This window comes from Candidatus Liberibacter solanacearum CLso-ZC1 (assembly GCF_000183665.1).
Lineage (GTDB): Bacteria > Pseudomonadota > Alphaproteobacteria > Rhizobiales > Rhizobiaceae > Liberibacter > Liberibacter solanacearum.
Map to the genome: position 1 here is coordinate 925,000 of NC_014774.1, position 13,721 is coordinate 938,720.

Genomic DNA, 13,721 nt, shown 5'->3' on the forward strand with positions numbered 1-13,721 from the left:
ATAGTAAAATCAATATTACTTTACTTATCCTTTATGATATTAAATAGGCTACTGTTTCCACTGTATTTGATGTAACAACACTCTTTTCTTTTGTTGCATTAATACTCAATCTATTGCCTTAATATTTAAAAATTTTATTTATTTATGCTGCTCCATTAACATATTCCAGAATAATATAAACGATTACTAATATCAAACTACAGATATATTTAAGAATATACATCTTAAGAAAAAAATAAACGATAAAGGGAAAGCCCTGATACTAGTCTTAAAATTGCATTCATATTCTACAATAAACCCAATCAATATTTATAATCATCAACGGTAAAGTCACCTTATCAAATGACTTTATTAATGTTCTGTATCGTATTTATTTTTTCCTTCATGCATTGCAAAGATATCTAAAAAGAAATATTTCAATTTATGAGAAAAAATGAAACATCAAAATTGATCTAAAAACAATGAGAAAAGTAAACTAGCAAAAATAAACATCCCCGTCATATCGGCAGTTTTAAAAAATAAAAAGCATTGATCTGAACTAGAAATGTCAAGAATAATAATACGCTTGATCGTAAAAAATAATGCTATTAACAATCCAATCCAAGCAAAAAAATTCGCTTGTACAAGGTAAAGGGCGATCATAAAACAAAGGGTAAAGAGACCATAGAGAATTGAAATCCATATTTTAGTGTGATCAGCAAACAATCTTGCTGTCGAATTTATACCTATCTGTTCATCGTCTTTCTTATCTTGATGCGCATATACAGTATCAAAATGAATAACCCAAAAAATCGTTCCTATGAAAAGCCAAAAAGCAGTCCATGAAAAGCTTTCATGTAGAGATCCCCATCCGATAAAAACTCCTCCTCCACAACAGATGCCTAAAACAACTTGAGGACAAGGAATAAAACGCTTTGAAAAAGGATAAATAAGGAGAATAACAAATACAGCAAAACCAATACAAATAACAAAATAATTCAATTGCATGAGCAATATAAGGCTAATTACAAACTGAAAAATTGCAAAAATATATGCTCGAGAACGGCTACATTGTCCTGCTGGCAAAGGTCGTGACCGTGTACGAGAAACCTGCGAATCAATGTTATGATCAACGAGATCATTCCATGTACATCCAGCACTACGCACAATTATAGAGCCAATAAGATAGAAACACAAATACCAAAAAATCGTAGACCAAGATAACAATCCAGCTCTTCTTAAAGGATATGCAGCAAAAATAATAGACCAAAGAGAAGGCAATAACATGAGACGCCAACCCGTTAACATGTGCAAACGTGCTAAATGCGCATAAGGAGAAAAAACCGAATTCATGATGCGATTGTACCAATAATGTAGGAATAATGTAGGAATAATCCAGGCATAAAAAAATCCCTTAGTATTTGCATAGTTTCGTCGTTTGCTTAAAACATATTTTATATCAAGATAAAATTTATAACAACTGCCAATCAAAAGATCTCGGCCGCCCTATGTTTCATAGTCAATTTTATTTATATAGTTCAGCAATGATTCACAGTATACTTATGACATAGACCTTTTTGGTTTTACTGTATAAATAGTATTAATACTTGATAATTGAGAGAAAAAATGAATAATCTGATCTCTCCAATCATATTTTTTAAGGGAATCGTAGAATTTGAAAGTATTGCTCATTGGTTCTGGCGGAAGAGAACATGCCCTTGCTTGGAAGATAGCACAATCACCATTACTATCAGAATTATGGTCTACTTCAGGGAATCCGGGCATCGCACAACATGCTAAATGTATTCCTCTTGATGTAGAAGACCATCTTGCTATCATTCAGTTCTGCCAAAAAAAGAAAATTGACCTCGTAATTATCGGACCAGAATTACCGTTAGTGAATGGCATCTCCGATGCATTAAACTCTGCTGGCTTTAAAGTATTTGGTCCTTCTAAAAGAGCTTCTCAACTTGAATCATCTAAATTTTTTACAAAGAAATTTTGTACAAAATATAGTATTCCTACCGCTCAATACCAACATTTTGCTGATCCGATAGTGGCAAAAAAATACGTAAAAACACAAAAAATGCCTATTGTCATTAAAGCCGATGGAATTTTTGCTGGGAAAGGAGTAGTCGTTGCCACCACTTTAGATGCAGCTATTGTCGCCATTGATCGATGCTTTCAACAAATAAATTCAACTGTGGTGATAGAAGAATACCTTGAAGGATTTGAGGTTAGTTTTTTTGCCATTTGTGATGGAAAAATCGCAGTTCCTTTTACAACAGCAAGAGATCATAAGCGTGTTGGCGACGGTGATATTGGACCTAATACCGGTGGGATGGGTGCTTGTTCTCCAGCATTAGGATTGTCAAAAGAATTGTATTCCACTATTATAAAAACTATTATTCAACCGACAGTCGAAGGAATGAAACAAGAAAAAATCCCTTTTCAAGGTGTGTTATTCGCTGGACTTATGATTACCAAACAAAAGCCTTACTTAATTGAATATAATGTGCGTTTTGGTGATCCTGAATGTCAAGCAATGATGATGCGTTTGGAAAGCGATATATTAGAAATTTTAAATTCTTGCGCTCAGGGAAATTTACACAATACTACTATAGATTGGAAAGCAGAATATGCACTAACAGTTGTTGTTGCAACAAACGGTTATCCCGAGACTTATCCTAAAGGAACCGTAATCCGAAAAATCCCTCTAGATACAGATAAAACAAAATTATTTCATGCAGGTACATCCATAATAGATGGCAGTCTTGTAGCTAATGGCGGGAGAGTATTAAACGCTACCGCGTTAGGCAAAACAATATCCGAATCTCGCGAGCGGGCCTATAACATGGTGGAAGATATCGATTGGGAACATGGATTCTGGCGTAAAGATATAGGCTTACAAAAGAAATAAAATCGTAAAATAGAATAATATAACCAATATTAAGAAATTATATTCCAATATAAAAAATATATATTTATATCATAAATATATCTATTTACAAAAAAAAATAAAAACGTAGAATAGATAAGTATTAAAAATAATAAATACTTTTATTATAATTTAAATTACAAAATACTTTTAATAAATTGTTTATATATTAATATATTTTAAAAAAGTTACTTAATATAGTTAGGGTTTTTATATGAATTTTTTAATGTTAGCAGTAATATTATTTGCGTTCAGCGCTCAAGTAGGAAAAGCACAGTCAGTTTATGAAATACACCATCCTATTAGGACACAGGATTTTTCTATATATGTCAAATGTCTAAGTTGCGAATTGCCAAAACAATCAAAATCGAACATTCAAAATCAACTTAATGATGTTATTTCTACCCAAAAAGAGGAAATCATCGATGGAAAAAATGCCATAGTCATGACCGATAATTTGATGGGGGATGAACCCGAGACTTTTATTAAGCATTTTAAGCATGAAGAACAAAAAGAAACAACCAACCAAGCAGCCAACATCATCAAGATGATTAAGGATTCTGCGCATCAGTAAGACAATGGAATTAATCAAAGCACCATACAAAAAATCCTAGGATAAAATTTAAAAAATAAATTTATCCGATGGATTTTTCATATTTTATCAAAAAGATACACCTCTCAAAAAATAAAATTTCTGAGATATACAATAGCTATGATCATTATAAACGATCATCGAACCTTTTCATCCTGAAAAAGATGTTTTTAGTATCCATTGGTCGTCAACAATTACTTACGACATATTGAAAAAAAACGGACAATAAATGATTTAAAGCCCAATACTGCAGAATTAAAATTTACTATTACTTTATTCTTAAATATTTTATACGATTTAACTTATTGATTTTACGATTTTTTTTATCACAATCTACCAGTAAATATATTAATTTTTTGCAGTTTCTATCGTATCAATACTCCCGCATTTAAATAAATTAAAAGCTGCGACAAGGTATTGACTCACGGAATATATAGTTGTTAGCTTATATTAATTTTGCATTAAATATATAGTTTTTATATTATATTAATTTGCATTATAATGGATATTAAGATACGTATATATGGAGAACAACATGAATATAAAAAAGCTAGGTTTAATTTCTACAGTTGCAATGCTATCAACAGCTGTTTCCTTAGGTGGTTGTAATAATACGAAACCTAAAGCAGCAGAATCGGCAGCTAAAGCAGCTGAAGTAGCTAAAAAAGTAGCTACCGCAGCTAAAGCAGCTGATACACCTAAACCAGCAACTGACACATAAACCAGCAGCTAACACAGCTGGAACACCTAACACACCTAAACCAGCAGATAACACAGCTGGAGGATCTAAAGATGCTGGAACAGCTGGAGGATCTACACCAGATAAAGGAGCTACATCAACTGGTAACTCAGTGACTTCTAACTAACCCCGTTTCTCCTGCACAATTTTATCTGTGTACCAGAAGGATACAAGCGATAATATCTTGTTCAAATGGGCTTAGGATCGAAAGAGGGCTTCTGTCAAAGATGCCCTCTTTCACACTCCACCAGACGAGTAGCGGATAAATAATAATCCAAAAAAAAGGTTGTGAGAGGACGGATAAGGGAGTTAAAGCCATCAATCCATTTGACACCACTGCTACTCTTGACCTTTTGAGCTTTTATTCTTGCTAATCTGATTGGCTGATCAACTTTAAGTTCTTCAATCCCCAATTTAATATCTGCAAGATCTAGCTGAGTAGTACTTTGAATCCTGGTTTGCTCAAGCTTCGTCTTATCATATTCAATAAACCTCTTCTGCATAAGATGCTCAGAGATAAATTTAGGCGGAGGCATCTCAATCGCACCCGTAGTTTTTGCTTTGTCCATGAGCATTTCAAACTCTTTTCGCAGAGTTTGTTTTCTACTCTCAGACCCTAAGAGAGTTTCACACAACTCCAAAGCCATATTAGTAGCCAAGATTTCGAGAAAAAGAGAATCACAATCCTCAAGATCCTGTAGCCTTGCTATGTATCTAATTTTCAACGGCGGGGTTTCCGCAGCTAAGATTTTCTTTCCTTCGAAAATCCAAGATGGTGGATGATCGATGATGCAAATACAATCATGAGGACTGATATACGTATGGTATCGATCTTCTACTAAAGGTTCATCAAGTTCCTGGAGTAGCTTTCTCTTAATTGCAAAATGCCAACGGGCTTTCCGAAGCAAAGCGGGATAGACTCCACTGAATGCCTACTTAAACTCCTGGGCAGACGTGGACTTCCCTTCCAAATCCGTAATGGAGGGAAGCCCTAGTGTTTGCAGTGAACGATTACAAAGATACAACATGCAAATCAACCAATCTTTAGCTGTCCGATACAAGTATCTTCGCTACGTGGTTCTCATTGGTACGCGTTGCACCCATCTTCATAGAGTAGAAAAGTTGTAAGATGTTGTGCAAGTCTGTACGAACACTCACAATTTTTTTAATTTCTTTCCATATTCCTAGAGTTACTGCATCTTTGGAAAACACAGGTATCATGCGAGAGACACCCGCTCCCATCTTAGCTGCAGTCCAATATGGTTTCCTATCCTTACGATCTTTTTTTAACTCTTTATCAGACTCATACTCTGCCATGAGACCACCTGGTATAGCTTCACTAACATAGATGTTGATGTTGATTTTCGCTATGCGCGTGATATTCCCACGTTCTACACGACCCGACTTCATGTAATCCACAGTTTTTATACGAGGATCAAGCAAGAGATTCTCATAGTCCATATGAGAAATGATAGCGTTGATATTATCCGATCCTCCAGATTCTCCAATCAAAGTTTTAGCTCTAAGGAGCTTTTCCCATGTTAGCCCCTTTGGATTAAATTTGTCCTGAAAAAGAACAGTCCCGCTATTAGCAGGTGCAGTTTCTACTCCATGGTTTAGAGCAACAACCATATTAGGATCGAACTCTTTTTCTTTTCTCTCAGTGCCATCGTCTACGATGTTAGGATCGAAAATACCCTTGATGATCATATGATCTTGTGCCCGGTTCATTCCCTTGATAGCAGACCTGGCGTAACCCTCAAGAATGTTAACGGATATAGTTGTCTGATCATATGATTTGTCAACCAAAGATGAAGTGACTTTCGGAAAACCTTGAACATACCGACGAGTTTTTTTAGACGGATTGTGTTCTGTTGCTATGCCCTCTCTGGCTTCCATTTTCCCGCACCACTGTTTGACGCATACTACGCCATCCTCAACAAGCCCTTCTTTGATTTTAACAGCCTCTGAACACGTCGCTTTGTTGTACGGGGACAATGATTCAATTAAATTTGTCCATTGAGTTTGGTATAGGATTTCTAATTCATTTTTCATTTTATTTTTTCCTTTTTGGTTTGGTTAAGAATGGATATTAATTTTAGTATTTGGCTATGAGTTGAGCTTCTTGCTCACACAAAGACTTGAATTCAGCTCTTGCTTTCTCATCCCCCTCTGCTAATTTCTTAGAAATTTTAGACATTCTGCTTCTAATCTTGCCCAGGCTTCCTACATCCTCTTTTTTACTGACAGCAAAAGATGCTCCTTCCATTAAAGCCGATGCCATATTGGCAACCTTTTTAACGGACTTAACGACATCATCGCCCGAATAAAGGAAGGCATGAAGCTGAGCATCACCGAGATCAAAATGTTTTGCCAACGCCGCAATGTTCTGAAACGTAGGCTCAAGATTTCTGCCCAATTCAGCCCTTAATCTTGAAAAGTCTTTCTCAGATTGGTTATTTTTGGCTTCTTCTGCTTTGGTGTTGATATCAACCAGAGTTTTAGCTACCGGTTCCGCTTGCCATGGAGAACATCCACCTGCTAGAAGTGCTTCTGCTATATTGGCTTCAAAGAAATGAGCATTCTTTGCTAAGGAGTGCCAACGGCGTATTTCAGCAAATGATGTTGTCTTACATTGATCATCGCTGTTTGCTGATATCACTACAGTACAGCCAATCCTTGTTGACAAAAACCAATACGTTATCCACGCTACCAGAGCTGTTTTTCCAATACCACGGGCAGAAGCAATCGCTAACTTGAAGACCTGTAAAGGTTTTCCAAGTCTTTTTGCTTCTTTGTTTTTCTCAATGAATTCGGCAAGTTCAAGAAATACTTCAGTCTGCCATGCACGAGGACCTTTGCAATTCGCAAGAGGTGTACCCTCTTCGCCCCAACGATACATGTATTTAGTAAATGCTAAAGGATTGCCTGCAATTGCAGGCGACAAAACGTTCTGCAAAAGGGCCGTATCATATTCAATATTTGGCTGAAACGTGGCATTCAAAACAAAAAAAATCCTAATTCCCTAGAATAGGAAGAGGATTGCCATACGTGGCTGTATAAGACAGTCCTCTTCCTATCCTAAGATACGAAAAAGCTACTAACCAGCCACTTTTAGTACGATGTTAACTATAGAATATTTTATAAAAAAAATCAATAAGTACTGTGTATGCAATAATATATTATGAATATTTCCCTTTTTGTGAAAAAACCTACCAGCCTTTATAATATTTGGAACGGGATAAAAGCTGATAGGTTCAGATGTTTATTTCTTATAACGGAAACATCGGCTGTTGCATAAAAATCTCGACTTTGGTAAAACGAACTACCAATTGAGCCATTATTTGCTATCGTAATACTTTTCTTATTAAACAAATTCTTCGTTGATAAACCCGTTGTAGCTAATGCTTTTCTCAATACTATGGCGGTAGTGTTCAAATGGGCGGTGTCAAGAGGATTAGTAAAATCAAATCCTACTAGTGGAGTTTCCCGCCAACCGTGGAAAACAAAAGGGTTTCATACATGGACAATAGAACAGATTGAACAATTCAGGAAATATCATCCTATAGGAAAAAAAGCGAGCCTCGCTCTTGAAATGATGTTGTTTTTAGGATTGCGAAGATCCGATGTTATGAGAGTGGGTATCCAACATATTAAAGACGAGGTTATGTCTATCGAAACTCAAAAGACTGGGGTATATGTCCATATCCCTATTGCCCCCCTGCTTTAAGAGAATGCATCAATGCTACACCCTGTTGTGGAGAAGTGTTTTTAACAACATCACACGGCACAGTTTTTTCTCACGCCCTTGCTTTCGGGCTTTGGTTTAAGACCCAATGCAAAAAAGCAGATTTGCCTAACCAGTGTACAAGCACACGGATTAAGAAAAGCAGGAGCGACGATACTAGCAAATTCTGGGGCTAGTTCGTACGAACTTATGGCTATGTATGGCTGGTCAAAATCAACTATGGCTGAAAAGATGCGGATAGGAAAAAACTAGCTTCCGCTACCGTTAATTTGCTTGCAAAAAACATCTAAAAGGTGTGAAAGTGCATAAAAAAAATCAGTAGAATCAATACCCTAGGGTTTGATCGGAATAATCTTAAGTAATTGATTTTACGGTACTATCTTCTTCTATTCTTAAATATTTTATTCATCATATAACGAAGCCTTAAGCTTAAGCCCATAGAAAAAAGTAACAAACTCCCTATTTGATTCCAAAAAAAGAGAATGATTCGAAACATCAAACCCCAAATACACATTGCTCTATCTCCTTACTCAACAAAGAAAACAATATATTATTTTTTTAAATATATGATTACCTATCTTTTCTCAGGCGAGCTTTATTGCACAAACAATCCTATGTATTGCTTTTCTTTTAAAAAAAGTAATGACAAATCTCTCCTTATACACATGCCCGTTGATATAATCACAATACTTTTATAGATTTTGATTGTAAAAACCTTCTTATTGATCGTTTGTATCCCTAAACGAACGATATCTATTCTCATTATTTTCATCTCGTTTTATATAGAACAGTATGCAGATCTGATGCTACTATATCTTGCAAATTTTGTTTAAAAACGCTCCACGATCTATCAATTTATCAAAATCACTATAAAAAAAGTCCAATACTTGTTTTAGTTGTATGAATGAGTTAAAAAGATCTGCTAGCATTGAGCATTAATCTTTTATAGTCGCAGAATACACTGCGTATTAATCGAAAAAAACATATCAAAATCAAAAAATATATGAAAAATAAAATGTACATTTTCACTATGCAAAAACACTATTTATAATCTGTATACACATAATATGAAGGAATGAAATTAATGACATCTATACTTTTATCTTCGGGAGACAAAGCTCCTGATTTCATACTTCCTAGCACTGCTGAAAAAGAAATAAGCTTATCCGCACTCAAAGGATCAAAATTAGTTATTTATTTTTATCCCAAAGACGATACCACTGGATGTACTGCCGAAGCTATAGATTTTAGTAATTTAAAATCTGATTTTGAAAAGGAATCTACCGTTGTTATAGGCATATCACCCGATTCTATCGTTAGTCATACAAAATTTCTTCAAAAATATAATCTCTCTATTACTCTTCTTTCTGATGAATCTAAAAAAATTTTGCAGGCCTATGATGTTTGGAAAGAAAAAAATATGTTTGGAAAAAAATATATGGGAGTAGTAAGAACAACCTTTCTCATTGACGAACAAGGAATAATTTCCAAAATATGGAGGCCTGTAAAGCTTAAAAATCATGCAAAAAGTGTTTTGAATGCTGTAAAGTCTTTAAAATAAAAGTAAAAAAATAATGAGCATTTCCATAGTTTACAATGAAAGCATCTCTTCCGTAAAACTATCATAATAAATCAAAATGAGAGAACTCTCTCCCTTATCTTTAGATAGAACTACAACTCATGCGTTCATGGCGGGATACGGGTGGAAGACTGTATCTCAAACAGAGATATATACATGCGACTGGGTATTAAATCTTCTAGACTGTTGCATCCTCTTTTAGCGTGCAAGGGATCTCTCCTGACCACTACAAAAAAGTGAGGAGGAAAGTGAAAAAATAACAGTATTATCATATAATTATCATATAATTATCACATAATAACAATGATTTTAAAATTATCAAAAATTCGTCGTAAAACTCCGTCTTGCAGAACAGGAATACAAGAGCTAGCAAGAAATATTTTAGAGGTTATAATTCTCCAATAAATGAGATAAAAGACTATTGAGATTTATTAAAAATAAGATTCTTATCGGTTATAAGCACTCAAAAATATTGTCAATATTTGCTCATCATCTCCTTTAATCCAGCTTAATTCAACAGAAAAAATGGTGATGAATGAAACTCTCTTCCTTCCCCTATTCAAATGAATAGAAACTTCAATCCTTGGTTTTTTAGATTAATTATTATATAATTACGCAAAAAGTAATGATTGGGAAAAAGAATCATATGAAAAACAATAATTTTATTACTATCATACTCTGCTCTATTATTAGTTGTGTAATGTGGATAATGCCATTAATGGGGAGTCAAAAATTAATGGAATATGCTAATCCGTATATGCTGATCTCTAGTGGTTTCACTATAATTCTCCCTGTAGCTATTCTAAGCTATTATTGTGCGTGCATCATTCTTACGAAATGCAAAATCATAAAAGCCACTGAAAACTATGATATGACAGTAAAAGAATCATTAAATATAATTTCTTTATTACTATCGATATATTTCATTCCTATCGTAGTAGAATCATTATATACATCAAGTTATATGATTGTTTATACCGATAAATATGAGTCAATTGAAGACGTTTCTATATGGTTTTATCATATATGCAAATCTATTATAGGTACCACATTAGTATTTACCCTAACCATACAATTATACATTTTTTTTCAAGAAAGAAAAAAAAGCCTATAAAAACATTATTAGGATAATAACCAGTATTCGCGATAAAACTCCCAATGTGAAAATATTAATAGAGAACATATCATCTGTACAACTTATATAAGTTAATATTCTCTATAGCCCTACCCTACGAATATTTTATAGTAAGAACACGTTCTGCTATCATAGACATGATATCTAAAACGTTTTTATACGTGCGAGAGAAATATCCAAAGATTGTTTTTTCTTTTCAATCTTAGAAAGTTTTTCTTTTTCCAACTGCAAAATATCAGGATGAGCTTTTTCTATAAAATTAGAATGAGCCAATCTCTTTTTGACAATAGATAATTCATCTAGAACTTTTGTGAGAGATTTTTCAAGTCGAGATTTTTCCTTAGAAAAATCAACGAAATCACCAATTTTCAAAAAGAATATCATCCCATCAAGAACAATTTGAATTGAACGCTCTGGAGATGAATCCGAAAAAACAATGTTTCCCGAAGACAAGCGATTAATAATATATTGATGAGATATCAATCGTTCTCGCATAGATAAATCTACATTTACAAAAACTAATGGTACCACTGCCTTTAAGGGGACATTCATTTCTATACGTACAGAACGTATTTCAGAAATCAAACGAATAATCCAATCAACCTCTTCCACAGCAGAAGATTCCTCAAAAACAAGTGAAGGCCACTGTGCATGACATAAAAATTCTTTTTTATCTATACCATCGGGAGAGATATAAGCATAAAGCTCTTCTGTCACAAAAGGTATAATAGGATGCAATAACTTGCAAACATTATACAATACATACGAAAAACAGGATAAAGTTTCCGAAATCAAATCACTATCGTCTTGATTAAGAATTGATTTAATGAATTCTACGTACCAATCACATAATTCATGCCACACAAAACGATACAAAATAGCAGAAATATCATTAAAACGATGATTTTCTATTCCTGTCGTTACCTCATTAATAACGGTAGAAAGGCGCACAACGATCCATTTGTTAATAACACACTTTACATTTTGTGGAACAAAAGAAACACTATGTTTAGCATTTTTAATCTCTGCAAAGCGCACTGCATTCCAAAATTTGGTTATAAAGTTGCGATAACCAACCACACGTGCCAAATCTAACTTAATATCACGTCCTTGCACCGCCATGATAGAAAAATAAAACCGTAAAGCATCTGCACCATATTGATTTATTAAATCAATCGGGTCTACAACATTGCCTTTAGATTTAGACATTTTTTGTCCGTATTTATCTCTAACCAACGCGTGCATATAAACGATCCGAAAAGGCTCAATGCCTTTATTTTCAGAATCCTTCATAAAATGCAGGCCCATCATCATCATTCGTGCAATCCAGAAAAACAAAATATCAAACCCAGTAACCACAACATTCGTAGGATAATAAGTTTTTAATTCAATAGTTTTTTCTGGCCATCCAAGCGATGCAAATGGCCAAAGGGCAGAAGAAAACCAAGTGTCTAGGACATCTTCATCACGCTTCAAAAGATCAGCTATATTCCCTTCTTTAATCATCTTTTGAACAATGAGAGTCATATCATTATTTTGCGAAAGATAATAATCAATAGCAGAATTTAAAGCAGCGCTTTCAGTGTGTTCAACAAACAATTTTCCTTCAGGTCCATACCAAACAGGAATTTGATGTCCCCACCAAATCTGTCGAGAAATACACCAAGGTTGAATATTTTCTAACCATTCATAATAACTTTTATCCCAAGATTGCGGAACAAATGATGTAAGAGAATTTTTTACTGAACGAATAGCAGGCTTTGCTAAAACCGCAGCATTAAGATACCACTGTTCTGTTATACGAGGCTCAATAGTAATACCACTACGTTCACAACAGGGTACCACATGCTTATAAGGTGTTATTTTATCAAGAAGACCTGTTTGTTCTAACAATGCAACTATTTTTGAACGAGCCGTAAGACAATCTAAACCTTCAAATTCACTAAAAATATTTTTTGTTTCGTCGGAAATAACAAGATCTTTTAAAAAAAATTCATTTTCTAAAAGACAAAGCTTTGCTTGAGAAGTTAAAATATTAATAAAACCTAATCCATAACGCTTTGCGATTTCAAAATCATTAAAATCATGTGCAGGAGTAACCTTTACAGCCCCAGCTCCAAAATTAGGATTAGGATAAGAATCAAAAATAATAGGGATACGACGACCTACTATAGGTAACGCAGTATATTTCCCAACAATCTCTTTGTAACGACAATCTTCTGGATGAACAACGATCGCAACATCTCCAAATATTGTTTCTGGACGAGTCGTAGCGACAACAATATAATCACGAACTTCCCACTCTACTGGCTTTGCATCATCGTCAAATTCAATCGGATGACGGTAAGAAATACCGTCCATTAATGGATAACGTATATACCACAGACTACCATCAACTTCATTCTGGACAACCTCAAGATCAGAAACAGAAGTTCCAAGATATGGATCCCAATTACTAATCCTCTTATCTTTGTATATTAGTCCTTCTTTATAAAGACTGACAAAAGCCTCAATAACTGACTTAGACATTCCCTGATCCATCGTGAATCTTTCACGAGACCAATCACACGATGCACCTATTTTTTTTAACTGGCTGAGAATAGAACTCCCTGATTTTTTTTTCCAATCCCAAACTTTTTCAATAAAAGCTTTACGCCCAATATCCTTTCGCGTGAGAGAAGATTCGGCAGATAGCTGACGCTCAACCATTATCTGCGTAGCAATACCAGCATGATCCATTCCTGGTTGCCAAAGGACATTCTTTCCTCTCATACGCTCAAAACGAATCATGATATCTTGTATAACGCTATTAAAAGCATGCCCCATATGTAATGAACCCGTTACATTAGGCGGAGGCATAACAATACAAAATGATTCTGAATCTGATTTCGCATTGGCGCCCATACGGAATGCATCAATGGAATCCCACTTTTCCGCACTTTTTTGTTCTACAGAAGCGAAATTATACGTTTTATCAATCATCTACTAAAGCCGACCAAAGAAAAGAATTC

Annotated in this window: 10 protein-coding genes and 1 pseudogene; 5 read left to right on the forward strand and 6 right to left on the reverse strand. The window is 34.5% G+C overall.

Features of this window, described 5'->3' with window-relative positions; translation table 11 throughout:
* Nucleotides 1-441: 441 nt before the first annotated feature.
* A complete protein-coding gene (gene ubiA / locus CKC_RS04220) occupies nt 442-1,332 on the reverse strand; it encodes a 4-hydroxybenzoate octaprenyltransferase (RefSeq protein WP_013462287.1) in 891 nt (296 codons plus the stop codon).
* A 322-nt stretch (nt 1,333-1,654) separates the two neighbouring features.
* Between ubiA and purD the strand changes: the two genes are divergently transcribed.
* From purD to CKC_RS04235, 3 genes are all read left to right on the forward strand, one after another.
* Nucleotides 1,655-2,899 carry a phosphoribosylamine--glycine ligase gene (purD, locus tag CKC_RS04225; protein ID WP_013462288.1) on the forward strand — a complete coding sequence of 415 codons (1,245 nt, stop codon included), beginning with the start codon at nt 1,655-1,657 and terminating at the stop codon, nt 2,897-2,899.
* A 232-nt stretch (nt 2,900-3,131) separates the two neighbouring features.
* On the forward strand, nt 3,132-3,491 hold the full coding sequence (locus tag CKC_RS04230; RefSeq protein ID WP_013462289.1) for an HPE1 family effector: 360 nt from the start codon (nt 3,132-3,134) through the stop codon (nt 3,489-3,491).
* Nucleotides 3,492-4,044: 553 nt separating this feature from the next.
* Nucleotides 4,045-4,230: a small effector proten gene (locus CKC_RS04235; protein ID WP_013462290.1), complete on the forward strand. Its 186-nt coding sequence runs from the start codon at nt 4,045-4,047 to the stop codon at nt 4,228-4,230.
* A 141-nt stretch (nt 4,231-4,371) separates the two neighbouring features.
* On the opposite strand, the pseudogene CKC_RS04240 reads toward CKC_RS04235, so the two are convergent.
* The 4 genes and pseudogenes from CKC_RS04240 to CKC_RS06475 form a co-directional block, all read right to left on the reverse strand.
* Nucleotides 4,372-4,766: pseudogene (locus CKC_RS04240) on the reverse strand (hypothetical protein); the annotation flags it as partial.
* Nucleotides 4,767-5,292: 526 nt separating this feature from the next.
* Nucleotides 5,293-6,303, reverse strand: a complete 1,011-nt coding sequence (locus CKC_RS04245; RefSeq protein ID WP_013462292.1) for a phage capsid protein — start codon at nt 6,301-6,303, stop codon at nt 5,293-5,295.
* 43 nt (nt 6,304-6,346) lie between these two features.
* Nucleotides 6,347-7,252 (reverse strand): hypothetical protein, encoded by a 906-nt coding sequence (locus CKC_RS04250; protein ID WP_013462293.1) that lies wholly within the window; start codon nt 7,250-7,252, stop codon nt 6,347-6,349.
* A gap of 218 nt (nt 7,253-7,470) precedes the next feature.
* Nucleotides 7,471-7,686 (reverse strand): restriction endonuclease subunit S, encoded by a 216-nt coding sequence (locus CKC_RS06475; protein ID WP_080550996.1) that lies wholly within the window; start codon nt 7,684-7,686, stop codon nt 7,471-7,473.
* On the opposite strand from CKC_RS06475, the gene CKC_RS05850 reads away from it, so the two are divergent.
* Together CKC_RS05850 and bcp are read left to right on the forward strand one after the other, a co-directional pair.
* Nucleotides 7,670-7,978: a site-specific integrase gene (locus CKC_RS05850; RefSeq protein ID WP_013462294.1), complete on the forward strand. Its 309-nt coding sequence runs from the start codon at nt 7,670-7,672 to the stop codon at nt 7,976-7,978. The genes CKC_RS06475 and CKC_RS05850 overlap by 17 nt on opposite strands.
* 1,102 nt (nt 7,979-9,080) lie before the next feature.
* Nucleotides 9,081-9,557 (forward strand): thioredoxin-dependent thiol peroxidase, encoded by a 477-nt coding sequence (gene bcp, locus CKC_RS04260; RefSeq protein WP_013462297.1) that lies wholly within the window; start codon nt 9,081-9,083, stop codon nt 9,555-9,557.
* Nucleotides 9,558-10,854: 1,297 nt separating this feature from the next.
* On the opposite strand, the gene CKC_RS04270 is transcribed toward bcp, so the two are convergent.
* Nucleotides 10,855-13,692, reverse strand: coding sequence for a valine--tRNA ligase (locus tag CKC_RS04270; protein ID WP_013462299.1), 2,838 nt, complete (start codon nt 13,690-13,692; stop codon nt 10,855-10,857).
* Nucleotides 13,693-13,721 lie beyond the last annotated feature (29 nt).